General features: G+C 39.8%; 13 protein-coding genes. All 13 read left to right on the top strand.

Annotation, left to right across the window (positions count from 1 at the left end):
- The first annotated feature begins 5 nt into the window (after window positions 1–5).
- The 13 genes from O0931_RS09215 to O0931_RS09155 all read left to right on the top strand — a co-directional run bounded on the left by O0931_RS09215 (window position 6) and on the right by O0931_RS09155 (window position 26,589).
- Window positions 6–1,904 carry a glycoside hydrolase family 97 protein gene (locus O0931_RS09215; RefSeq protein ID WP_269415271.1) on the top strand — a complete coding sequence of 633 codons (1,899 nt, stop codon included), beginning with the start codon at window positions 6–8 and terminating at the stop codon, window positions 1,902–1,904.
- A gap of 23 nt (window positions 1,905–1,927) precedes the next feature.
- Complete coding sequence (gene fucP, locus O0931_RS09210; protein ID WP_269415270.1) at window positions 1,928–3,151, top strand: L-fucose:H+ symporter permease; 1,224 nt, start codon at window positions 1,928–1,930, stop codon at window positions 3,149–3,151.
- 38 nt (window positions 3,152–3,189) lie between these two features.
- Complete coding sequence (locus O0931_RS09205; protein WP_269415269.1) at window positions 3,190–5,064, top strand: class A beta-lactamase-related serine hydrolase; 1,875 nt, start codon at window positions 3,190–3,192, stop codon at window positions 5,062–5,064.
- Between the two features lie 75 nt (window positions 5,065–5,139).
- Window positions 5,140–6,780, top strand: a complete 1,641-nt coding sequence (locus tag O0931_RS09200; protein ID WP_269415268.1) for a glycoside hydrolase family 43 protein — start codon at window positions 5,140–5,142, stop codon at window positions 6,778–6,780.
- 107 nt (window positions 6,781–6,887) lie between these two features.
- Complete coding sequence (locus O0931_RS09195; protein ID WP_269415267.1) at window positions 6,888–8,561, top strand: GH39 family glycosyl hydrolase; 1,674 nt, start codon at window positions 6,888–6,890, stop codon at window positions 8,559–8,561.
- A 3-nt stretch (window positions 8,562–8,564) separates the two neighbouring features.
- Window positions 8,565–11,399, top strand: a complete 2,835-nt coding sequence (locus O0931_RS09190) for an endo-acting ulvan lysase-like protein (RefSeq protein WP_269415266.1) — start codon at window positions 8,565–8,567, stop codon at window positions 11,397–11,399.
- Between the two features lie 126 nt (window positions 11,400–11,525).
- Window positions 11,526–12,551 carry a LacI family DNA-binding transcriptional regulator gene (locus O0931_RS09185; RefSeq protein WP_269415265.1) on the top strand — a complete coding sequence of 342 codons (1,026 nt, stop codon included), beginning with the start codon at window positions 11,526–11,528 and terminating at the stop codon, window positions 12,549–12,551.
- A gap of 317 nt (window positions 12,552–12,868) precedes the next feature.
- Window positions 12,869–16,030, top strand: coding sequence for a SusC/RagA family TonB-linked outer membrane protein (locus O0931_RS09180; RefSeq protein ID WP_269415264.1), 3,162 nt, complete (start codon window positions 12,869–12,871; stop codon window positions 16,028–16,030).
- Window positions 16,031–16,054: 24 nt separating this feature from the next.
- Window positions 16,055–17,914 carry a RagB/SusD family nutrient uptake outer membrane protein gene (locus O0931_RS09175; protein WP_269415263.1) on the top strand — a complete coding sequence of 620 codons (1,860 nt, stop codon included), beginning with the start codon at window positions 16,055–16,057 and terminating at the stop codon, window positions 17,912–17,914.
- 71 nt (window positions 17,915–17,985) lie between these two features.
- Window positions 17,986–19,608 (top strand): glycoside hydrolase family 43 protein, encoded by a 1,623-nt coding sequence (locus tag O0931_RS09170; protein ID WP_269415262.1) that lies wholly within the window; start codon window positions 17,986–17,988, stop codon window positions 19,606–19,608.
- A 729-nt stretch (window positions 19,609–20,337) separates the two neighbouring features.
- Entirely contained in the window at window positions 20,338–23,601 is a 3,264-nt protein-coding gene (locus O0931_RS09165) for a SusC/RagA family TonB-linked outer membrane protein (RefSeq protein ID WP_269415261.1), read from the top strand.
- Between the two features lie 12 nt (window positions 23,602–23,613).
- Window positions 23,614–25,626: a RagB/SusD family nutrient uptake outer membrane protein gene (locus tag O0931_RS09160; protein WP_269415260.1), complete on the top strand. Its 2,013-nt coding sequence runs from the start codon at window positions 23,614–23,616 to the stop codon at window positions 25,624–25,626.
- A gap of 24 nt (window positions 25,627–25,650) precedes the next feature.
- Window positions 25,651–26,589: a DUF5017 domain-containing protein gene (locus O0931_RS09155; protein ID WP_269415259.1), complete on the top strand. Its 939-nt coding sequence runs from the start codon at window positions 25,651–25,653 to the stop codon at window positions 26,587–26,589.
- The last annotated feature ends 2 nt before the right edge of the window (window positions 26,590–26,591 follow it).

Raw genomic sequence — 26,591 nt, 5'->3', positions numbered from 1 at the left:
TTATCATGCTCAAAAACAGCTTATTATTTTTATTATTTAGTATTACATCCACCAATATTTGTTTTGGACAACAGGTAGTGGACGGAACAAAAAAAGAACTTTTATCGCCCAATAGAAAACTATTGGTTAAGTTTTTCCAACAGACAAAAAACAATAAAAGAGAATTTTATTACCAGCTTAACTACCAGGATAAAACAGTGATTAAACCATCTTTAATGGATTTACAACTTGATAATCATTTGTCAGAAAGTGCAATGGCGTTGCCGGTGGATAAGCAAAATAAATGGTTTGATAACTTAGTCGTGAAGCATATTATAATTTCATCAAAAGATACCACCTGGAAACCTATTTATGGGGAAAATGCAGCTGTCCGGGATCATTATAATGCCCTGATTATTGAAACCGTTAAAGACGATAATCCCATTTACAAAATGAATATCGAAATCAGGGCTTATGATGAGGGTATCGCGTTCAGGTATTATTTTCCTGAAAATGAGAAGGGAACCTATTACCGGGTTGTTAGTGAAAATACAGAATTTGCATTACCAGAAGGTACGATGACCTGGGTGGCGCAATGGGCACAGGCACCTTATCATAAAATAAAACTGGCCGATTGGAAAGCCGAGGCCGAACGGCCTTTAACACTCGAACTGGCTAACGGATTGTTTGCATCACTTGTTGAAGCCAAAATGGTTGATTACGCCAGAACCAAGTTTAAGTTGAGCAAAACTAAACCCAATACGGTTGAAACCTCGATGTTTACGCCCGCAGATTTAATTTCTCCGTTTGCCACGCCATGGAGAGCGGTTATGGTTGCTGAAAGTGCTACAGAACTAGCGGCAAATAATGCGTTGATTTTAAACCTGAATGATCCAGGAGAAATTAAAAATCCGGATTGGATAAAACCGGGAAAAATAATGCGGGTAATGGCACAAACCACTAAAGATGCCATTGAAAATATAGATTTTGCGGTAAATAGGAATCTCCAATACATTTTATTCGATTGGAAATGGTACGGGCCCGCCTTTAGTTTCAGTTCGGATGCAACCAAAGTAGCCATTAAAGATTTTGATCTGCCTGCCATTATTAAGTATGGAAAGGAAAGAGGCGTAGGGGTTTGGTTATACGTTAATCAGCAGGCTTTACTGACTCAAAGTGATAGTTTATTTACGGTATATAAAAAATGGGGTGTTGCCGGTGTGAAATTTGGTTTTGTACAATCTGGGTCTCACCGTTGGACAACCTGGCTGGAGAAAACCATCAGGCAGGCTGCAGATGACCAGATTATGGTTAACATACATGATGATTGGCGTCCGACCGGAGAACAGCGTACCTGGCCAAATTTGATGACGGCTGAGGGCATTAGAGGAAATGAAGAAATGCCCGATGCAACCAACAATACCGTAATGCCCTTTACCCGCTATCTTGCAGGTGCTGCGGATTATACCATCTGTTATTTTGATAAACGAATTAAAACCACCCACGCCCACCAGCTGTCGCTTGCGGCAATTTATTTTAGTCCAGTGCAAACCTTATACTGGTATGATAAGCCCTCTTTTTACAACAATGAACCCGAACTTGAATTCTGGGATAAAATTCCAACAAGTTGGGATGAAACTAAATTCTTACAGGGAGAACCCGGCGAGTTTGTGAGTACAGCAAGGAGAAAAGGGACAGATTGGTTTTTAGGTACCATAACCAATACTAACCCAAGAGATTTAAAGCTTAAATTTGATTTCTTACCAGGAGGGAAAACTTATACCGCAAAAATTTATAGTGATGACGACTCCATGAAAACTGAAACTAAAGTAGGTGTAAAAACCATTAAAATCAATTCGTCAACTGTTTTAGATGTAAATTTAAAGCCATCGGGCGGCCAGGCCATCTGGCTCAAACAAAATTAATAACCAAAATAAACTTTAAAATCATGGTCAACAAGGCTACATTTACCGATAAGAAATATTTAGTAACCCTCATATTTGTCGTTTCACTGTTTATGTTATGGGGCATTGCCATTACGATGGCAGATGTACTGAACAAACACTTTCAGCATGTATTCAGCCTGAGTAAATCTCAATCTGCATTTGTTCAATTCGCAGTTTTTGGTGCCTATTTTGTAATGGGTATTCCGGCTGGCTTATTCATGAAAAGATTTGGTTATAAATATGGCGTGATTTTAGGCCTATCGCTTTTTGCCTTAGGCGCATTATTGTTTGTACCCGCCGCTTATACAGAAACTTTTGGTTTTTTTGGTGCAGCATTATTCATTCTTGGCTGTGGTTTATCCACTTTAGAAACCGTTGCACATCCATTTGTGGCCTCCCTGGGCGATCAAAGAACAAGCGATCAGCGGGTAAACTTTGCGCAAATGTTTAATGCCGTTGGTGCAATGCTGGGGCCACTAATCGGTTCGTATTTTTTATATCGGAATTATACTCCTGGCAGTACAGATTTAACTTCGGTTAAAGTTTTATATTTAGTTATCGGTATTGTAATTGCCTTAATTGCAATCTGTTTCTCTTTTGTTAAAGTTCCGGCTACTCAAGATCCTCATATAATGGATGAAAATGCTGTGAACATCGATTCTGCACCTGATAAAAAATTAATTCAGCACCGACATTTTGTGTGGGCCGCCATATCGCAGTTTTTTAATGTAGCCGCACAAGCCGGAACCTGGGCATTTTTTATCAACTATGTACACGAAAAAATGGGATTCAGTGATTTGAAGGCCGGAAGTTACATGACCTTATTTATGGGTATGATGCTGGCCGGAAGATTAGTAGGCACATTTTTAATGCAATACATTTCTGCAAATCGTTTACTGGCTATTTTTGCTATTGGCAATATTATTATGTGCATTATCGTTGCTCAAAATTTTGGCTGGGTATCTTTTATCGCATTGCTGATGATTAATTTCTTTTTCAGCATTATGTTTCCAACCATTTTTAGTTTAGGCATCAAAAATCTGGGCGCAAGAACACAACAGGCCTCTTCCTTTATTTCTATGGGGGTTGTGGGCGGTGCATTTTTTCCTTTTTTAATGGGTTTTGCCGCCGATCGTTTCGGTATTGCACAAGCCTATTACCTGCCAATAATATGTTATTTGGTGATATTTTTATTTGCCGCTAAGTTTTATAAAGTACAACATTAATGGTTTTGCGGTTCACGATGATTAAATCTGGGTTGTTTTTGTCTTGTTTTCTGCTATTTAGTTTTAGTGAATTAGTATGTGCACAGCAGGTTAAAAAAAACAAATTCGATTTTTCTTATCTGGACCGCAAAATTAATGGATGGATAAATGCTGGCTACTATAAAGGCGCTTCCATCCTGATCGTAAAAGATCATCATACTATACATCAGAAATATTATGGAAACCATACTCCAAAAACTGTGGTTTTTGTTGCTTCTGCCGGGAAATGGTTAGCTGCAGCCACCATTGCAGCCGTAGTTGATGATGGGCGGTTATCGTGGGATGATCCGGTGAAAAAATGGCTTCCACAATTCAGAAGTGTACTGGGAGAAGCAACGTTAAGGCAATTGCTTTCACATACTTCAGGTTTTCCAGATTATCAACCGGATGGGCAGCATCCTGACGATTATCAAACATTAACAGAATCGGTAGCACATATTATAAATTTAAAGGCAGATACCTTGCCGGGAACAAAATTTAAATATGGTGGTTTGGCGATGCAGGTTGCTGGCCGTATGGCAGAACTGGCCACTGGAAAGGATTGGGAAATCTTGTTTCAGCTAAAAATAGGTCGGCCTTTAAAAATGGATGCTACACATTTTACCCCGGTTGATGCAGCTCCTGGTCATAATCCCATGCTTGGTGGCGGTGTGAGAACAAATCTTCAAGACTATACCAATTTTTTGGAAATGATTAATTGCAATGGCGTATTCAAAGGAAAAAGAATTTTATCTGAAAAATCGATAATGGAAATACAGGCAGATCAGGTTAGAGATGCCATTATGGAAGATGATTACGTAAAAAAGGTTAGAGCAAGCGAAAGAAAGGATGTTTATGGTTTGGGCGAGTGGAGGGAAGAAGTAGATTCGACGGGTAAAGCTCAGTTAATCAGTAGCCCCAGCTGGGCAGGTGCCTATCCATGGATAGACAAGAAAAATCAAGCTTATGGCTTTTTCTTAACGCATATAGATTCTGCCAAAAATAGTTTTAATTCATTTTTAGCTAGTCCTGTATTGCCCTATCTGGTTAGAGATGTACTAGAACAGGCAAGCCAAACGAACATAAAAAAAGGTTACATTCATACGCCCGATCAGGCAAAATTATACTATGAGGAATCGGGGCAAGGCCAACCGATTATTTTGATTCATGGACATGCTTTTGATCACAGCGAGTGGAAACCTCAGTTTTTTGAATTTACCCAAAAATATCGTGTAATATGCTATGATGTTAGGGGATATGGCTGGTCGAGTATGCCTTCTGAAAATCAGAAAGCACTTCACGCCGATGATTTATATACCCTAATGAAACAATTGAAAATTATAAAAGCTCATGTTTTGGGTTTGTCATTAGGTGGTTTCATTGCGACCGATTTTCTGGCACTTCACCCAGAAAAGCTATTATCGGTTACAATGGCAAGTGGCGATATTTTTAATGTACCAGGCCCAAACGCACCATGGACACCTCGACAAATAGAACAGCAACGCCAAAAAATTAACCAGTGGCAGGATAATGGTATTCATTATGAAAAAATAAAATGGTTTAATGCCTTAACACAAAGAAATGGGATAAACATCGAAAGCCTGCAGGAACCCGTGTGGAATATGATTTATAAATGGGATGCCTGGCAACCTCAGCACCTTGAACCCCGGTATTTACTGGGTGATGAAGCCCTGTTAAAAATAAAAGCTTTAAAAATAAATGTGCCGGTATTGATTTTAACAGGAGAATTTGATCAGGCGCACATTAACAATTTATTAAAAATCCTGCCCAGGGCAAAACAACTTTTTGTTAAAAATGCTGGTCATGTCAGCAATCTGGAAAACCCTGTAGATTTTAACAAAAAATATTTATCCTTTTTGCAAAATCTAAATTAAAGCCTAAAGCCGGCTTGATCTTAAAGGTAAAGTTGGTTTATTCACCACAGATTTAAATGAATCAATTCAATAGCTATGAAATATTTAATAAAAGTTTCCACCATCTTTATTTTCCTTATTTCCCGGTCTGTATTGGGCATAGCCCAACAGCCAGTGGTTTCAAAAGTATGGGTTGCCGATCAAGGTGATGGAACATATAAGAATCCCATTTTAAATGCAGATTATTCTGATCCGGATGTAATTCGTGTAGGCAATGATTATTACATGACAGCATCTAGTTTTAATTGTGTGCCTGGTTTGCCCATATTGCATTCAAAGGATTTGGTGAACTGGACTTTAGTTAATCATGCCTTAAAGAAACAATTACCAGAAGATATTTACAATACTCCTCAGCATGGTAAAGGTGTTTGGGCACCAAGTATGATTTTCCACAAAGGTGAGTATCGTATTTATTATCCCGATCCAGATTTTGGCATTTACATGGTGAAAACCAAAGATCCACTGGGTGATTGGGAAAAACCCATAATGGTACTTCCGGGTAAGGGCATTATAGATCCAAGCAGTTTTTGGGATGAAGATGGTGAAGCATATCTAGCGGTAGGTTGGGCAGCAAGCAGGGCAGGCGTAAACAGTTTGCTTACGGTATATAAAATGAATGATGAGGGCACCGAAGTTATGGATGAGGGTACTCATGTTTTCGATGGACATGAAGGAAATCATACCGTAGAAGGTCCGAAATTTTATAAACGAAATGGCTTTTACTACCTATTTGCACCCGCAGGTGGAGTAGCTACAGGTTGGCAACTGATACTTCGTTCAAAAAATATTTATGGACCTTATGCTCAAAAAATTGTGATGGACCAGGGAAAAACAACAATCAACGGACCACACCAGGGCGCTTTAGTTCAGACGCAAAAAGGAGAAGATTGGTTTTTGCATTTTCAGGATAAGGGCGTTTATGGCCGTGTTGTGCACCTGCAACCTGTAAAATGGAAGGATAATTGGCCGGTTATTGGTACTGATTTAGATGGAGATGGAAAAGGGGAGCCCATTTATACCCATAAAAAACCCGATGTTGGCAAGATATACCCGATTGCCACCCCAGCGGAAAGTGATGAATTTGACGCAGATAAAATTGAGTTACAATGGCAATGGCATGCAAATCCTAAAATACAATGGAGTGCTTTGATTAAAGGCACCGGCTATTTGCGATTATTTGCTTATCCATTTCTTAAAGAGGAATCAAACCTTTGGAATTCGCCAAATTTATTGCTTCAAAAATTTCCATCATCTGATTTTTCGGCCACTACAAAAATTAAGTTCAGCACCGAATGGGACGTCTGGCAAGGGAAAAAAGCCGGTTTATTAATTATGGGCAATGATTATGCTTATCTATCCATTGCTAAAGATGATAAAGGATATAAATTAAACCAGGTAGTTTGCAAGGATGCTTTAAATGCGGCTAACGAAAAAATAACTGCCGAAGTTAGAATTAAAGTACCTACAGCCTTTTTAAAAGTAAAAGTTTCGGGGCCAAACGCTATCTGTAATTTCAGTTACAGCGAAGATGGGATTAATTTCAAGCCCATTGGAACTCCTTTTCAGGCACAACCGGATAAATGGATTGGTGCTAAGATCGGACTTTTTTGTACAAGTTCGAATCAGGTCAAAACGGGTGGTTATGCGGATGTGGATTGGTTTAGAATTGATAAATAATTTTAAAGCAGATTTAATGGGTATAACTTATAAATCTATTTGTCTTAAGGCTTAGGATTACAATTGTAAAAAGCCAGACCATTCTGTTTTAATATTATATAAATACAATGCAAAGACGAAAATTTATAAGAAACACATTTATTACCACTACCGGTGCCGCCATTATTCCTAAGGCATTGCTTGCTGATTATCACTTATTTCCATCAGATCCGGAGTCCGATGTGAAAGCCATGGTAAATGCGAACGCCGCCGGAAAAAAAATTAAACATTTTTGGAGTACTTGTGTAGGTGCAGGTCGGGCAAATGAGGGTTTAAGAGCCTCCTGGCTGGAGCAGTTAAAGCTAAGTCAGGACTTATGCGGGTTTAAATACTGTCGTTTTCATGGTCTTTTTCATGATGATATGTTTGTTTACCAGGAGATAAATCGTAAAGCGGTTTACAATTGGCAATACATAGATGATTTGTTTGATCGAATGCTTGATATTGGCGTAAAGCCTTTTGTAGAACTGGGTTTTATGCCGAAAGACCTTTCATCAAATGATACAACAATGCAATTCTGGTGGAAAGCGCATATTTCGCCACCGAAGGATTATGCAAAATGGGCAGCGCTGGTCAGCGAATTTACCAAACATTGCATCAGTCGTTATGGTTTGAATGAAGTTCGTACCTGGTATTTTGAAGTCTGGAATGAACCTAATCTTCGGGGTTTCTGGCTGGGGACAAAAGCTCAATATTTTGAATTGTATAAAGTTTCAGTAAAGGCAATTAAAGCCATAGATCAAAAAATTCCTGTAGGCGGCCCATCTACCAGTAATTTTGTGCCCGATGAACGCTTTGACGGCGATTTGGAGGATAAAAGCAAACATAAAACACTCACCGTTAAGGATATTAATACTTTGGAGTGGAGAGCGGTATGGATAAAAGACTTTTTAATATACTGTAAGCAGGAAAATCTTCCTGTCGATTTCGTTTCTACACACCCATATCCAACCGACTGGGCTTTGGATCCGATGACAGGTAAAGGGGGCGGAGCCGTTCGAAAAGTAAATGCAACCAAAGAAGATCTAACCTGGCTAAAAAAAACAATTAAAGAAAGTGCATATCCAAATGCAGAGATTCATTGTACAGAATGGAGCAGCAGTCCTTCATCAAGGGATACGACACATGATTCGTTACAGGCTGCAACTTTTATTATAAAAGCCAATGTAGAAAGTATTGGACTGGCAGATTCGCTTTCCTATTGGACATTTAGCGATATCTTCGAAGAAAAAGGCGGGGGAGCAAGTATTTTTCATGGTGGTTTTGGGTTGATTAATTTTCAAGGTATTGTTAAGCCAAGTTTTCATGCCTATCGAATGCTGAACCGTCTGGGTGATGAAGTGATACATCAGCAAGAGGGCATCATCATCACGCGAAATAGCAAAACCAAAAAAATCACTACCTTACTTTATCATTATCCGGCTGAACGTAAAAATGTTGTTGATGGAAATGTTGAAGCGGTATTGAATTCTGGCAGCGACCGTAAATTTGATGTGTTACTTTCTGGTTTAAAAGCTAAGTCTGAATTTGAAATCGAAATACTGGATAAAAATAATGGCTTTGCTTATCCAAAATGGAAACAAATGGGAGGTCCGGAGCCACCAACGCGGGAACAAACTAAAGCCCTTAAAAAAATAGCTATGGAAGTTAAAATTGAAAAAACCAGTGCAGATGCAAGCGGCAAACTCAATTGGGGTCGCAACCTTCATCCCTGGGATTGTGTACTACTTTCAGAAAGATAAGCCGTGAAACACATCGCAATACTTTTTTTCGTTTTTTTTAGTCTCGCTTTTTTAAAAAGCTTTGCCCAGGAGATTTCCATCCCCGAAAATATTGGTTCGGCCCATCCACGCTTGCTCACTCAAGCCAAAACAGGAAAAACGGAATTAAATATATTGATCAGCAAAGAAGAATGGGCAAAAAACAGTATCGAAACCATTAAGAAAAATATCGACGGATATGTAACCCGGCATCAATCAGATAGCAGCTGGATGGTTTCCAGACTACAAATGTATTGGAAAACACACTACACAGATGTACAGATTAAAAATGGAGCTTATGTATCCGGTAGTGGTTATGCACCCATTCCAACGGTGCGCTTTACAGGCACTCGCGATGCCGCTTCTGCCTATATGCGGCCCAAATTGGAAGATGTAAAGCCTTATATGGATGAAAAAGGGAAGATTTACCTGCAAAATAAAGGTGCAGGAAACAATTGGGAGTGGATAGATCCAAGTAAAAGCGGTCGGATTGTAGAGGCAATAAATATCGAAATCGTGACTAAAGCCAGAGATGCCGCCATGCTATACTGGTTTACCGGCGATGAAAAATATGGTAAGTTTGCTTACGATATTTTCAATACCTACTTATCCGGAATGTATTACCGTAAAGAACCTGTTGATTTGAATAAGGGACATGATCAAACCCTGGTTGGTTTTTCTTCTTTTGAAGTGATTCATGAAGATGTACTGGAGCCTTTAACCGCCTGTTACGATTTCCTTTATGGTTACATACAAAAATACCATAAACCGAAGTTGGATACTTACGCGACTGCTTTTAAAAACTGGGCCGATATTATTATAAAAAACGGTGTCCCCTTTAATAACTGGAATTTAATAGAAGCCCGCTTCGTTCTTAACATTGCAATTATCCTTGAAAATAATAAACAATATCTGGATGGAAAAGGCTGTCAATATTACCTGGATCAGGTGCTGAATAAAACCCACACCAGGCAATGGGCATTAAAAGATATTTTACAAAGGGGCTATGACGCTAAAACCGGAATATGGTTTGAATCACCGGGTTATTCAACGGGCGTATTAACTGACTTCACAGGCTTTATTAATTTTTTTGACCGCACCTTACACACCGATTTTTTGCCACAAATGCCCGTAATTCCGCTGGCTGTTTTGGCACAGGCGCAATATTTATACCCTAATGGTTCTATTGTTGGTTTTGGAGATACACATTACGGGTCAATCAGAATGGAACCCATGGAACATTTAATTCGTAATGCAAGGCTATATAAGAAATACGACCAGGAAGAAGTTTATACGAGAATGTTAAAAACGATGCGCGATTTTAGCATGAATAAAAAGCAGCAAAGCGGAGAACGAGCAGGTTTTGGTGCCCTGTTCGGTAATCCGCCTCTTGCGCTTCCGGAAAAAATTAAAGGTGGTTTGCCTGAAGATTACATCACCGCTACTTTTTGGGCACCTAATGTTGGCTGGCTGGTACAACGCAACGGCCTTGATGAAAAGAACGGACTCATGGTATCGCAGGCAGGTTCTATGGGAAACCATGCCCATTCTAATGGTATCGCTATGGAGCTTTATGGTAAAGGCATTATACTTGCACCCGAAGGTGGCATCGGAAGCAGTTATTTTCAGGCAGATTATGAAGAATACTATGCACAGTTCCCTGCCCATAATACAGTAGTTGTTGATGGAATATCTGCTTACCCAACCATGAAAAGCAATCATGCCTTACAACTTCAGCATTTATATCCAGCATCTAACCAAAAAACAGGCTATTTTAAAGCCGTTACCTTTTCTGAACTCAGCTTCTTAGAACCGGAAACCAATTCCGATCAGAACAGGATGATGAGTATTATCAGGATTAATGATTCTGCCGGCTATTATGTTGATATTTTTCGTTCAAAAAAGAAACTCGGCAAGGATAAATACCACGATTACATTTACCATAATCTGGGTCAGAACCTCAGCATCTTTAATTCTTCCAATCAAAAACTCGAACTTCAGCCAACCGAAAAATTAACTTTTGCGAATGAAGAATTAATGGGTTACGACTATTGGTATGATAAAAAAGAAGTACATACGGGGGCCGATTTCAAAGCTGTATTTAACTTAAACATTCCGGATCAAAAATCCATTCAAATGAAAATGTGGATGAAAGGTTATCCAAACCGGGAAGTTTTCAGCGTTAAAGCCCCGCCATCAAAATCGTGGCGGAAAAATGAACTTATCTCCGATGATATTGCGAATCTCCCGTTACCTACGGTTGTGGTCAGGCAAAACGGAGCGGCATGGAATAAACCTTTTGCAGCCATTTATGAACCAACCGCATCTGAAAATTCGGCACTTTCTGAAATTTCTTCTTTTAATAACGGAAAAGACAGCACTTTTGTTGGCTTAAAAGTCAGGCATAAAACCGGCGCAACAGACTATATTTTTTCTGGAACAAATGAAACCCAAATGACCACTTTTAGCAAAAGTCGGTTTAAAGGAAATTATGGTGTTATTCGCAAAAATGAAACAAAGTCAGGCTTTGAATTTATTTTTCTTGGAAGCGGCACTGCTTTGCAGTATTCAGGTTATGGATTAAATGCAAAATCCTCTTGTTCAGCTGCATTGTCGGTTAAAAATAATGAATTCAGTTTTACGTCGGAACAACCCATTCAATTGCTCGTACCTGATGTTTATCCTGCCGGTAAAAAAATATTGATAGTAATGAATGGTAAAACAATCGATGGAAAAAGGCAGCAAATAAACAGGCTGAAACAAGTTACATTTGATATGCCTAAAACTGTGTTAAGTCAGTTTACAATTAAAGAGCATTAAATTGAATAAGCCGATGCAGCTGCCTTTTTGATGAATAATCTAATATCGTATGGTGAACTATAAATCTGGTTTTTAATTTCCCTAACTTTATAGCAGACTAATATTCTTGATTTATAAACCTATCTAATGGCAAAGAAGTTATCCATACGTGATATTGCTAATGAACTCAACATATCGAAAACCACGATTTCTTTTATTCTGAATGGCAAAGCCAGGGAAAAGAGGATTAGTGATGTTCTGACCGAAAAGGTACTTAAATATGTGGCTGAAAAAGGATATAAGCCGAATCAGCTGGCAAAAAGCTTAAGTACCGGAAAAACCATGATCATTGGTTTAATGGTTGAGAAAATTTCGGATTATTTCTTCGCACAGATGGCTTACCACGTAGAGGAACTGGCCTATGACAGCGGATATAAAATTCTTTATTGCAGTACCGATAATGATTTGCTAAAAACCAGAGAACTGATCAGTCTTTTTCGCGATCGTCATGTAGACGGGTACATCATTACGCCGCCTGCAGGACTGGAAAAAGATGTTCAGGCTTTAATTGACGATGGACTGCCTGTTGTACTGTTTGACCGTTATTTTGAAGATGTTGATAGCAGTTATGTTGTATTGGATAATTATAAGGCCAGTTACGATGCTGTAAAATACCTCACACAAAAACAGTTTAAAAATATTGGTTTTATAGAACTGGATTCCGATCAAAGTCAGATGAAAGACAGGCGCAATGGCTACCTGAAAGCTCTGCAAGAATCTGACCTGGTTCCGATGGTACTTCGTGTGCCATTTTCAAATTCGCCTGATAAGACCATGAAGCATTTAATCGATTTTATTGAACAGAACAAAAATATGGATGCCCTGTTTTTCGCAACCAATTACCTTGCCTTTGAGGGTGTAAAGGCTCTGGGGAAACTCAAATTTAAAATTCCGCAGGATATGGCTGTAATCGCCTTTGATGATCACCAGGCATTTGATATTTACACACCAACCATCACCGCTGTGGCCCAGCCAATTGATGAGCTCGCTAAAAAATCAATCCACACACTTTTAAATATGCTGAATAGTCAAAGCACAGTTTATAAACAAGAAAAAGTTATTGTTCCTGCTAATCTCATTATCCGCGATTCTACGGAGAAGAATAATTTATAAGCGCCATACTCTCATCCTGATATCTATTAAAAAACGGCGGAAAATTTTTTTAAGCAATTAAGGGGGGGCATTAAGATGACTGTCGGCCTGATCCGATAGTTCGGATTTATTTCAGGGTCTTCCACTGGTACAGATGCTAAAATAATTTAGCATGACGACGAAGCCGGATGATTATCCGATTCAGGTTACAAATATATTTTTTTAGGCAATTTAGAGTATGCCCAACGTAGATTGTTGTCATTAGAAATTATCAGACAATTTAATTGCACATTAACTTGCTACAACAAAATATACAACCAAATTTAACTACAGTAATTATGAGTAAAACAATCTTTACGAAAAAACATTTAAAGACCCTATGTGCTGTCATATTGGCGTTCTTTGTGCATAAGCAGGCCTATGCACAAGCGACACTTATAACAGGCCAAGTCGTAGATGCAAAGACAAATGAAACCATTGTTGGTGCATCTGTTAAAGTAAAAGGTTCAGGGATTGGTACAATAACCGACTCCAAAGGTAATTTTAGCTTAAATGCATCGACAGGGGCAGTGCTACAGGTTAGTTATTTAGGTTATACTGCAACAGAAGTTACCATTACAACAACTAAAAATATAACCGTAAAACTGGTTTCTGGAGACCAGGATTTAAATGAAGTCATTGTAATCGGTTATGGAACGAGAAAAAAGGAAACACTAACGGGTTCAGTTTCACAGGTAGGTGCAGAAGTATTTAAAGACAGGCCGGTTACCAATACTGCACTTGCATTACAAGGGCAGGTACCAGGATTGGTTATACAAAGAACATCTGCTCGTCCAGGAAACGAAAACTTGAATATTCGCATCAGGGGAGAATCATCAATCGTTGGTGTTGGTCCGCTTATTATTATAGATGGTGTACCTGTTATTGGCGATTATGAGTTAAGTCAGATTAATCCAAATGATATAGAATCTGTTTCAGTTCTTAAGGATGCTTCAGCAGCAATTTACGGCGCCAGGGCACAAGGTGGTGTCATTTTGGTAACGACCAAAAGAGGTAAAGGAAAACTGCAAATTAACTACAACGGCCTATTAAATTACAACACGGCAGGTATTCAGGTACCTTGGGCAAACATGTCTGAATGGGCCAGTCTTTACCTTCAAACCTCAACGCAAGACAGGGTAGACGTAAATGGAAACGCCATAGAGTTTTTTCCGCAATGGAATAAAGCGAATCTGGAAAGAATGGCCAATGGAGAATCTTTTGACTTTTTACAGGCTAATGGTGTGATTCAGCATTATGCCGATAACAACTGGCAGGATGCATTGTATGGAACATCATTATCCAACCAACAAAATTTAAGTGTCAGAGGTGCTACTGAAAAAACAGCTTTCGCCTTTTCTTTAGGTTATGCCGATAATAAATCTATTCTGAAAACGGCCTATGATGGCGAAAAAAAATATACGTTACGTGCCAATTATGACTATAACATTACTAGCAAAATAAAATGGGAAACGGGTTTATCTTTTGATAACCGTACTGTTAAAAGTCCGCGTAACGGGATTGGAAGTGGTTTTTTTGATGCCCCGGTTTTCCCGGTGTATAACATACAAGGTCAGTATTATGATGATTATGGATTTAGAAATCCTGTCGCTTTTACCAGAGAAGGGGGTACAACAACGAACAATGAGGGCATAGCAAGATTTAATACGCGTATCTCCGCAGAGATTCTTCCCGGATTAAAACTCAGCGGAACAGCCGCCCTTACAAAAAGAGATGGATGGAAAACCGATTACAATAAAACTTTTAACTTGTATAGCTGGCTGGGCGACAGAATTAATTCAACCCAATACCCGCAACCGGCCATCACAGAAAGTATAGGTAATACCCTATACCAAAATTATGGTGTTTATTTGGATTACAATAAAACCATTGCAAAAAAACATAATTTCGCTGTCTTTCTGGGTAATACCGCAGAGCTACAGGATAATAAAGCTGTTTCTGCGACCAGAACAAATTTACTCTTTCCCGATCTAACCACATTAAATTCAGCCAGTACAACCACCCAAACCAATACGGGTACTGCTAACCATGCGGGTTTAACCTCGTATATTGGCCGTTTCAGCTATGATTTTGATAAAAAATATATTATAGATTTTTTAGGAAGAAGTGATGCCTCATCAAGATTTGCAGATGGTTACAAGAGGTCAAACTTTTATGGAATTTCCGGCGCCTGGATTATTAGTGAAGAAAAGTTTTTCAAAGAATCCCTGAAGTTTATTAACTTCTTGAAAATCAAAGGTGGTTACGGCGAAACCGGTGGACTGGCTAGTTTAGGCTTTTACGATTATTTAGCGGGTGTAAACATAAACGGAACAGCGCTCTTCGGAACAACTCCAATGCTTCAGGGCACTTCTGCACTTAGTGGTATTACAACCAACCAACGGACCTGGGAAAGAATGGCGAAAAGGAATATTGCATTGGAGTTCTCTACCTTAAACAGTCGTTTGAACGCAAGTTTTGAGTTGTTTGAGAACAAGAACATCGGAATGCTAATCAATATCCAGTATCCGACTGTGCTGGGCGGTAGCGCGCCGACAACTAATAGTGGCATATTCCGTACCAGAGGATGGGATGCCACATTAAACTGGAAAGATAAAGTGGGCGAATTCAGCTATAATATCGGGTTGCTGCTAAGCGATAACAAAAATAAACTCGTATCCAAACAGGGACAAGATACCTGGGCGGCTGGTAAGGTGGCTCAAAGGCAAGGTTATGCGCTGAACGGCCTGTTTGTTTATAAAACAGATGGTTATTTCACAACGCAGGCAGAAGCGGATGCCTATACAGCCAAATATACCGCTAAAGCGGCAGGTAACCTAGGTGTAATGAATGGAAACAGTAAACTTCGGGCTGGTGATCTTAAAGTGGTGGATTTAGACGGCGATGGAATTATTTCGGCAACAGGAGATGGAAAGCCAGGAAGCGGCGATGTTTATTATGCAGGAGATTCAGATCCCCACTATACATTTGGTACAAATATGGGTTTCCAATACAAAGGGTTTGACTTTTCGGCTTTCTTCCAGGGCATTTTTAAGCAGAACATATTAAGAAGCGGAAATGCCAGAGCGCCATTTTTTAGAAATTACCTTAATGTAAACACAACCTATATCGGTAAAACCTGGACACCGGAAAACCCAAATGCCGAATATCCAAGATTATCATTCGATAACAACAGAAATAACTGGAACTGGCAGTTTAATGATGTAAATATTCAAAATTTAAGTTATATACGCCTAAAATCTATGATTATTGGATATACACTGCCGGCAAGAATTTCATCAAAAGTTAAAGCAAGCCGAATCAGATTTTATGTATCGGGAAATGATCTTTTCGAATGGACTTCAGTAAAAGATGGCTTCGATCCGGAAAGAGGAGAAACCGCAGATAACAGTTATCCTTTCCTGAGAACTTATTCATTCGGACTTGATATTGGTTTTTAATCTAATAAATAATAAGAATTTTTTATGAAAAATTTAAAAAATATAATAGCAGCTGCCATTTTGTTCGTACTCATGATAACTGCCTGTAAAAAGACATTTCTTGATTTACAGCCTCTCGATACACCAACAGAGGCCATATACTTTAAAACCCCCGATCATTTTAAAGCAGCAGCGAACGATTTTTATAATAAGATGATCGGTTTTAAATCGGTTTCTGGCAGTTCCATTTATGATTTTATAGATGCAGGATCTGACTTAACAGCGAGTGTAACCGCTTACGGACAAGGTGCAATTGGCGCGTCCCAAACGGACCCTTATTGGAACAACCCTTATAGCTATATCCGTGCCACCAACATTTTGATAAAAAAAGCAGCGGAATATACAGGCGATCAGGAAGGTATTAAAAGGTATGTTGCTGCAGCTTACTTTTTTAGGGCATGGCAACATTTTTTCTTGATGAAGCGATTTGGTGGTGTTCCGGTTGTTACGACAGTTTTGGATGTTACCAGTCAAGAATTACAATCCACCAGGAATTCCCGATACCAGGTAACTGATCAGATTTTAAAAGACTTGGATGTTGCAATTGCAGGTCTGCCACTGGAAAGTGCCATTGCCACGGCAGACAAAGGCCAGGTTAGCCAGCAGGCCGCAAAAGCTTTTAAAGCCCGGGTATTATTATACGAAGCGACCTGGGAGAAATATGTAGGTCAGTCTACCGATGGTGATGGAACTAGTTTTGGAGCCGGAAGTGCCGGATTTGATGGCTCAAAAATTAATACCTATCTGACTGAAGCTGCCTCCCTGGCCTCACAGGTAATGAATGATGCCACTTATTCGTTATTTAAAGATATAGATACCTTGAGTACCTATTTTTTGTATAACCTTGATGATACAAAATCAAATCCTAAAGGTTTAGCCAAATCAGCTATCAAAGAATTTATTCTTAAAAGTACCTACGATTTCAATTTATCCACTAGCGGCACTAACCTTACCCATACTTTACCCGGATTACTTGCTCCCAACCGGAAAATGATGGACACTTATCTTTGCATAGACGGGTTACCGCCTTCAGTTTCGCCGTTATTTGCCGGTTATAACAAAATGGATGACGAATTTAAAAACAGAGACTGGCGTATGCGTAGTTTGGTTCAAATTCCTAAACGGAAATACTGGGGTTTCGGCACCGGAACCGGTGCTGATTATACAAGAGCAAATTATATTAATCTTTTCAGTTTTCCAACCACAATATTACCATATTATCCAGATCTGTATACCAATGTTAATGCAGGGTACATCAACCGTAAATTTGTTTCAGAACATCCGCAAAGGGCAGATTATCAAGAATCTTATGATTATCCTCAAATTCGATTGGCAGAAGTTTATCTAATCTACGCGGAAGCTAAATGTGAACTGAGCGGAGGAACCATCTCAGATGCAGATTTGAATCTTTCGATTAATAAAATAAGGGCCAGGGCCTACGTTGCACCATTAACCAATGCTTTGATTGCCCCATATGCAAGTTTAACTATGCTGGGTGAAATTAGAAGAGAACGGGCAATCGAACTTTTTGCAGAAAATACACGCTTTGATGACTTGAAAAGATGGGGAATTGCTGAAACAGAATTAAAAAAACAGATTGAAGGTATGGTTATAAGTTATAACGGCACACCAACCGAGGCCGCTACCATAAATAACCCGAATATTTCCAATCCAGCCAGGCCAGTGTACCGGGCAGGTGCCTATCCGTATGGTTCTGGTGCCAATGGCGCCTTAATTCTAGACCCAACTTCAAACCGGAAATTTTTAAGGATTAACTACTTGTTTCCATTACCAAATGACCAAAGGGTACTAAATCAAAATTTACGTCAAAACCCGGGTTACTAAAGTAGATTGATATATCGTTTAATGTAAAACGAAATTGTATTGATTTGGAATCGTTGAGTTTATATATTGAAATGGCTTTATTTGTCAACTTTAAACCCGTATGGGCAAAACCAAGCAAAAGAATACTTCTTATTTTTCTGCTTGGTATCGCATTAAGGCAGGTTAGTGCGCAAACCGCTGGTTATCAAAACCCTGTAGTATCGGGTATGAATCCAGATCCAAGCATTTGCAGGATTGGTGAAGATTATTACCTGGTTACCAGTTCATTTCTCTGGTACCCCGGTTTACCCATATACCACAGTAAAGATTTGATTAACTGGAAAATGATTGGTTATGGTTTAAATCGCAAATCGCAGTTAGATCTTAGTAAAGGTTCAGGTATTTATGCACCAACATTACGGTATAACAAGGGTACTTTCTATCTGATTACAACAAACCAGCGCAATGGCGGTAATTTTATTGTAACCGCTAAAAACCCATCCGGGCCATGGTCTGACCCGATTTGGGTTAAAGAATTAAATGGAATAGACCCTTCATTATATTTTGATGAAGATGGTAAAGTATATTTTATCTCCACCCATCCTGATGGAATTGTACAGGCAGAAATTGATGTCAATACAGGCAAATTAACGACAAGTCCGAAAATCATTTGGGCAGGAACCGGAGGCCGTTATCCGGAGGGTCCGCACCTGTATAAAATAAATGGCTATTATTATTTGCTGATTTCAGAAGGTGGTACTGAATATGGCCATCAGGTTGTAATTGCCAGAAGCAAAAGTCCTTGGGGCCCGTTTGAAAGTAATCCTTCAAATCCAATTCTTACGCATAAGAATAAAAATGCGCAGGGAAACCCCATACAAGGAACAGGACATGCAGATTTTGTTCAGGATACAGATGGTAACTGGTGGACAGTTTTATTGGCTTTCAGACAGCGTGGAAGCCATCATCATATCGGAAGGGAAACATTTCTTGCACCACTTACCTGGGATAAAAATAATTGGCCCATCATCAATAAGAATGGGACAGTAGATCTTAATATGGATGTGAAAACGCTGCCTCAGGTTAAAGTGTCTGATATTCCTGAACATGAAGCATTTAATCAGGAAAGGTGGTCATTGCGCTGGAATTTCATCAAAAATCCCGATAGTAATGCTTATTCACTTAGCGAAAGAAAAGGATGGCTAACTTTAAACGGAGCCTCATATTCTTTAAGTGCTGGTAATCAGCCTACTTTTTTAGGTTTTAGGCAAAAGGATTTATCTTTTACAGCCGAAACCCAAATAGATTTTAAGCCTGTTAATGTAAATGAAGAAGCCGGATTAAGTATTTATCATCGTCAAGAAGGACATTATGATCTCTTTCAGAAAACGGATGGTAAAAACTATTTTATTGTATTGAGGTATACCCTCGGATCTTTGCAACAAGAATTAGCTACAATAGAATGTGCCGGACCAAATAACCGGTTAAGGGTTCAATCAGATGGGATATTTTATACTTTTTCTTATTCGTCAACACGAAATACCAACTATCAAACAATTGGCCGTCTGGAAACCAAATTTATTTCTTCAGAAACGCTCGGTGGTTTTGTGGGTGCGTATATTGGCCTGTATGCTACCGGTAATGGTAAGAAATCTACAGCTAAGGCATATTTTAAATGGGTAGATTACAAGCGATCAAATGATACGCCTCAATAATGAATAATTTTCTGTACAACAGAGGAAATTTTACCGTAGCATTGAAACTTAAGATACACTGTTTTTTGATTCGAAAAGGGCTGATGGCTGGATTGAAGTAAGCCCTGCGTTTTCAATAATAAAGGTTTTTTAAGCATCATGTTATCCACCTTTGGAGGGGGGAGGAATTAATAATGATTAAAATTAACATTTCAAAAAAGAGTGGTTTTGGAAACTGTTATCTGGCATACGTATTAAGGTTCCCACCTTCCTGAGAAAGACGATTGAGTAGCATAGCTTAACCTACTCTTGAACCCTTCCTTTTTAAGGCGGAAGGTGCCGGCAGGCGGATGAAGGTTTTTCACCTTGCTACTTTCTATTAAGATTCCCGCTTTCGCGAGAATGACGGATTAAGCAATCCTGTATTATAGCTCCAGGAGAGCAAATTATCCTTCGACTATGCCCACATTGACGACAATCATCTTCATGATTACACATAAAAGTTCTTAATAAATTTGAGCTGTTCAAAATATTTTTCAACCATCATGGGTATCGATCAAAAATATTTTTGTCCTAATACAAATTAACTTCAGAGATTGAGAATCAATGCAAGGAATTTCTAAAGTTAAAAAAAATGCTAACCAAACTGATTTATGAAATTTCGGGCATCCAATGTATTTTGAAAATACATTTTTAACTGCAGACAGTTTTTATTAATTATTCAATAACCAGACAAATAACCAAATATAGATGAAAAAAAGTTTTACCAGCTACCTTAAGAATCTCACACGTATTCGAGGAAACTTATTAAAAAAAGTAAGTCAAATTCTGGTTTTCCTGTTGTTGATTATTTTCCATTTAAATCTTTTTGCACAGGATAAAACCGTTACGGGAATTGTGACGGAGGCATCCGGAGAAGCTATACCTGGTGTCAGCATCCGCATTCAGGGTACGCAGACTGTTGCAACAACCATTAATAACGGTAAGTTTTCTATAAAGATTCCAAAGGAAGTAGCCAAGCCGATATTGGTTGTATCTTATATAGGTTATGTAACCCAACAAATTGAACTTGGGCCAAGAACAAATTTAACGATTGTACTTAAGGAATCGAGCAGCAGCTTAACGGATGTGGTGGTTGTGGGTTATGGAACTTCAAGAAAAAAGGATTTGACAGGGGCCGTTGGTGTTGTTAAAATGGAAGACATCAACAAGGCGCCGGTTTATTCCCTCGATCAGGCACTCGCCGGGAGGGTGGCGGGGGTTCAGGTTACCTCTCCCGACGGACAGCCCGGCGCCGCATCGGAGATTTTGATTCGGGGTACCGGTTCGATAACGTCAAGTGCAGGTCCTCTTTACGTAGTAGATGGTTTTCCGCAAGAAGACAATGCATTCAACAGTATTAATCCGAGTGACGTTGAATCGATAACGATATTGAAAGATGCATCCTCTACGGCAATTTATGGTGCCCGCGGCGCCAATGGTGTTGTGGTTATTACAACAAAACGCGGTCAGGCCGGCACACCCAATATCTCTTTTAAAGGCTATGCGGGTACACAGGATATTTTAAAGAAAATGGAACTGCTGAATGCATACGATTTTGTGAGGCTTCAGCAGGATATTAGTCCCGGTTATGCCCGTGGTGTATATTTTACCGAAGGTAAAACCCTGGAATCTTACCGGAATGTGGAAACTGTAGACTGGCAGGATAAAGTATTTCAAGCTGCACCTTTTCAAAACTATAGCCTCACCATGTCGGGCAGATCTGGTGAAACCAATTACTATATTTCAGGCAACTATGTAGATCAAACCGGTTTGGTTATTGCCAGTGGCTTTAAACGGTATCAGGGAAGAATGACATTGGATCAGAATCTGGGTAAAAAGTTTAAAGTTGGTCTGGTAGCCAATTACGCTGCAACAAAAGCGTTTGGTAATCAAACCAGTACCCAATCACAGGGTATCGGTTCCGGAACACAGAATAGTCCACAGTTTAATCTTTTACAGAATGTATGGAGTTATCGGCCGATAAACAGTTCCGGTAATCTTGATGCCCTGGAAAACAGTTTTCAGGACGATGAGGCGGGAGACCGTGACCTCGATAGGTTAAATCCTTATCTATTGGCACTAAATACCGTGAACAATAATAACGTAAATAACCTTCAAACCAACGGCTATGTAGAATACCGGTTTTTAAAAGACTTAAAACTCCGCAGTACGGTAGGCATCACCTATAATACCGGTCGTACTGAATTTTTTAACAATACTTTTACCAGGGGCGGCAGTCCGTTAACGGGTCAGGGCGCAACCAACGGAATGAGCGGTGGAATAAACTCGAGTAACAGTTACAGCTTTCTGAACGAGAATACCCTTACTTATGATAAAAAAATCGGTAAAGACCATACCATAAATGCTTTGGTGGGTTTCACTAATCAGCGGAATAAATTTAAGGCGAGTTCATTTTCGGCAATACAGGTTCCAAATGAAAAACTGGGCATATCCGGACTTGATGAAGGAACGCCTTTCAGCGTAGGTTCCAGTTCGAGCGAGAATACGCTGGCTTCTTTTTTAGGAAGGGTGAATTATGTTTATAAAGACCGGTATTTGCTTACAGCTTCTATCCGGGCAGATGGTTCTTCTAAATTTTATGAAGGACATAAATGGGGCTATTTCCCCACAGGAGCAGTAGCGTGGAAGATTACGGGTGAGGATTTTATGAAAAACTTAAAGGCTATAAGTACCGCAAAATTACGGGCCTCATATGGTGTTACCGGAAATAACCGCGTAAGTGATTATGCCTATTCATCTCCTGTACAGCTATCCGGATCCAGTACGACAACACGATATTCTTTTAATGGAATCATCACTAACGGAGCCATTCCAACCAAGATGTTCAATCCGAATTTGAAATGGGAGACCTCAAGGATGCTCGACCTCGGCCTTGAAATCGGTGTTTTAAAAGATCGTTTTTACCTGGAGGTAGATTACTATAAAAAGAAAACCTACGACCTTTTGCTTACCTCGAATATTCCCTCCAGCCTGGGTTTCAATACCACGGTTGAAAATATAGGAGATATACAGAATGACGGGCTCGAGTTTTCGTTAAACACAACCAATATTAAAACAACCAACTTTATCTGGTCAACAAATCTAAATATCTCTTTCAATAAAAATAAAGTACTGTCTCTTTCACGTAACCAACAAGTCAGGGAAGAACTCTCTGCTTCTTCAACTTTCGGTACGGATTATGCCAGTCAGCCTTTATACATTGCGAAGCTGGGACAGCAAGTTGCTCAGTTTTTTGGCTATGTCTACGACGGCCTGTATCGTCTTGCAGATTTCGACGTGATTAGGAACGGCACAGAGACCACTTACCGACTGAAAAGTACGGTTCCATATCCGGGCACCAATCCCGTATCGGTAAAACCGGGTGATGTAAAATTCAGGGATCTAAACAACGATGGATTGATCAACGAAAATGATTATGCTGTTATTGGTAATCCATACGCCAAACATATAGGCGGTATTTCCAACAATTTTACCTATAAGGCATTTGACCTAAACGTATTTTTACAATGGTCGTACGGCAACCAGGTTTATAACGGAAACAGAACCGTAAATGAAGGACAATCAACTGGTGATACAAGAGGACTAGGCCTTAATATGTTTGCCAGCTATGCAGATTATTATACCCTTCAGAATGATGATGGCCAGTACCCCGGGGCCAATGCCAATGCATTCGGCATCCGATCGTTTAGTTCGAGATTTGTTGAAGATGCTTCCTTTCTTCGGTTAAAAACGGTTTCATTGGGTTATAGTTTCGACCAAAAACTTTTAAAAAAGATAAAAGTTACAAATGCCCGGTTATATATTTCCGGTCAGAATTTATACACCTGGACAAAATACACAGGGCCGGATCCAGAAGTGTCGACAAAGAACTCACCTACAACACCTGGATTTGATTTTTCGCCATATCCGAGAACAAGAGTAATTGTATTTGGCTTAAATGTAACGTTATAAAACAGAGAAATTATGAAATATTATATCATCTTATTTTCAGGCATCTGTAGTGTGTTGATGTTCGGATCCTGCAAAAAATACCTCGCTACTGAACCAACCGATTTTGCCATAACATCTAATTATTATTCCAATAAAACCGAAATTGATTTTGCCATCTCCGGAATTTATTCAAACCTGAAAAATTCGGCTTTAAGCAGAGACTGGATGCAGCTTTCCAATGCCGCAAGTGATGAGGGTTACCACAGAAGTGCGCCAAACGGACCAGCTACGTTTTCGTCTACCGGCGGAAATGGCACCATTACGGCCTATTGGGATAATTGTTATTCAGCTATCAATTATATAAACACTTTTCTGGAGAATATCGGAAGTGCTTCGGGTAAAATAGATCAGTCTGTTATTGATAAGGCGAAGGGAGAAGCTTACTTTTTAAGGGGTTATTATTATTTTTTACTTGTACAATGGTATGGAGGTGTTCCCCTGCGACTTTCTGCTTCGAAGACTGTAGAAGAAGGACAAATGGCAAAGGCATCTTTAAAAGAAATATATGATCAGATTATTGCAGATATGATCCTGGCAGAAGGACTTTTAAAAGATCAGACCTCAGCCAGCTTAGGCTATGCTGACCGCGTAACGCAGGATGCCGTTCAGGGTATACTGGCCCGGGTATGTCTGCATGCTGCAGGTGAGCCATTAAAAGATGTAGCCCGTTATAAGGATGCACTTTTCTGGTCAAATAAACTCATCAGTTCAGGACAACATACCTTACTTCCGCAGTTTAGTAAGCCCTTTGTCGACGAAGCAAAAAACCTATACAATACTGAAAACATCTGGGAAATTGGTTATTCGTACAGTGGACCGGCAGTAACCCAGAACCAGGGGGGACCGGTAGGCTGTTTTGTTGGCGTGCGTATGATATCAGAAGCAGTTAGCCCGACACGCGGCGTGGATACCGGTTTTTGCGAAGGCAATCTGATGGTACATCCCAGATTATTAAAAGCCTATCAGCCCGGAGACCTGAGAAGAGACAGGACCATTGCAAATTATAATTTCACCAGTTCAACCACAAGCGCTGTTGTTGTACGCAATTATGTTAATGAAACGGTATTGTGGGATCGTAATCCTGCCAAGTGGAGGAGAGAGGAAGAAGATTTGGTGAGCAGGGGCATACTCCGGGGTAGTGCAATTAATTTCCCGCTACTGCGCTACTCAGATGTTTTACTCATGTTTGCCGAAGCTGAAAACTATATTAACGGACCAACAACTGCCGCATTAAATGCCATTAACCTCGTACGTCAGCGGGCATTCAGCACAACAAATATCATCAATAATGTAAACGTTGTAAATGCGTCAAGCACAAACTTTACCTCTGCGCCGTTAATATCTTCTTCCGGTGGCGGAGGAACAGGGGCTTCATTTGTCGCATTTGTAACAGCCGGTAAACTGTCTGTCTCGGTAATCAATCCTGGATCAGGATATAGCTCTGCTCCGGTGTTAACCATAGGAAAAGGCAACTGGACCACCGGTACACCATATGCTTTGAACGATTATGTTGCTGTTGGAACCAGACAATACCGCATTACCACTGCAGGTACCTCAACTGCCACTGCACCAACAAATACAACAGGGGCATCTGCTGCAGCAACCACCGGAGCTGTATTTACCTATGTTGGTGAAAGACCTACATCTGTTACCGCAGTATTGAGCAATCACGCCGGCTCGGTTTTACTTTCCGGACTCAATGCTGCCCAGCTCACACAGGCCATAAAGGACGAGCGGTACAGGGAACTGGCGTTTGAGTGTTTGCGTTACCAGGACCTTAAACGGTGGGGTATTTTGTACAGTACGGTTAAGGATCTGGCAAACGATATCGCTGGAGGTGATCCAAATATTCCGGCTGCGCCGGCTGCTTCCAGCGGAAATGCAATAGCGCCCGTTAACCAAATCACCCCGAACAATATCCTTTGGCCGATTCCATTAAAAGAGGTTACACTCAATAAAAAAATCACTCAGAATCCGGGTTATTAAATGATTGCAAAAAAACATTATAAAATGAAAAAAAGAAAATACTTGTCTATATTATTGGCAATCCTTTTCCTGGGAACTGCCTGTAGAAAAGATTATAATTTAGAAGTGCCTTTATTTGAGGTAACAGCTAATAAAACCAATGTGGTGGTAAACGAGCCTGTGGAGTTTGCTTTCAGGGGTGTTCCCGATAACATCAGTTTTTATTCGGGCGAACCCGGCAAGGAATATGTGAATACGCAAAGGAGTTCGGCGCCAAATGCACGCAACATTATACATTTTACAACGCAGTTAACCGCGTTGGCAGCAGGAAATACCGGCCAAATAGATAATTTAAGGTTATTTGTATCTAATGATTTTTCGGGTAGTGTAGATTCTGCGGGCATACGGAACGCAACATGGACTGATATTACGTCAAGAGCGAAGTTTCCGGCTGCGAATAGTACCGCTGCAACAATTTCTGATTCGGTAAATGTTGCAGATTTTAGAAATTCAAGAGATACCCTCTTTCTGGCATTCCGGTACAGAAGTACCATCAATTCTGCCGCTTCACGAGCCAGGAGGTGGACAATGAGCAAGTTTATTTTTCAAAATAAGTTCCCCAACGGAACGGTTTTTACGCATGGTACAATTGATACAGACAATAAGCTTGCAGGCTTTAACAGTTTCAGTTATAAGGGAACTTCTGTAAAAGATTCATTGAAGTGGTCTTTTTCAACATCTGCTACTTTTGAAGCGGGCGTTGATGGGTTGAGTGATGAAGATTGGTTGATCTCCCGGGGTTTCAAGGCATCGGCTGTTACACCTGATAAAGCTGTAGGGATCAAGAAATTTTCGGCTGTAATAGAAAATTATTCTTATGCCTTTACCAAACCCGGAACTTACATTGTAACTTTTGTTGCCAATAATGCGACCGGAGCCGGCGTGAAAGAGGTGGTTAAACAGCTTACGATTAAAGTTAATTAATT

Source organism: Pedobacter rhodius, from assembly GCF_027213645.1.
Taxonomy (GTDB): domain Bacteria; phylum Bacteroidota; class Bacteroidia; order Sphingobacteriales; family Sphingobacteriaceae; genus Pedobacter; species Pedobacter rhodius.
This window is presented reverse-complemented; position numbering and strand designations above follow the sequence as displayed.

Coding starts and splice junctions, on each gene's coding strand:
- O0931_RS09200 (WP_269415268.1), top strand. CDS start 5,140: ATGAAATATTTAATAAAAGTTTCCACCATCTTTATTTTCCTTATTTCC.
- fucP (WP_269415270.1), top strand. CDS start 1,928: ATGGTCAACAAGGCTACATTTACCGATAAGAAATATTTAGTAACCCTC.
- O0931_RS09175 (WP_269415263.1), top strand. CDS start 16,055: ATGAAAAATTTAAAAAATATAATAGCAGCTGCCATTTTGTTCGTACTC.
- O0931_RS09195 (WP_269415267.1), top strand. CDS start 6,888: ATGCAAAGACGAAAATTTATAAGAAACACATTTATTACCACTACCGGT.
- O0931_RS09180 (WP_269415264.1), top strand. CDS start 12,869: ATGAGTAAAACAATCTTTACGAAAAAACATTTAAAGACCCTATGTGCT.
- O0931_RS09165 (WP_269415261.1), top strand. CDS start 20,338: ATGAAAAAAAGTTTTACCAGCTACCTTAAGAATCTCACACGTATTCGA.
- O0931_RS09215 (WP_269415271.1), top strand. CDS start 6: ATGCTCAAAAACAGCTTATTATTTTTATTATTTAGTATTACATCCACC.
- O0931_RS09160 (WP_269415260.1), top strand. CDS start 23,614: ATGAAATATTATATCATCTTATTTTCAGGCATCTGTAGTGTGTTGATG.
- O0931_RS09155 (WP_269415259.1), top strand. CDS start 25,651: ATGAAAAAAAGAAAATACTTGTCTATATTATTGGCAATCCTTTTCCTG.
- O0931_RS09170 (WP_269415262.1), top strand. CDS start 17,986: ATGGCTTTATTTGTCAACTTTAAACCCGTATGGGCAAAACCAAGCAAA.
- O0931_RS09185 (WP_269415265.1), top strand. CDS start 11,526: ATGGCAAAGAAGTTATCCATACGTGATATTGCTAATGAACTCAACATA.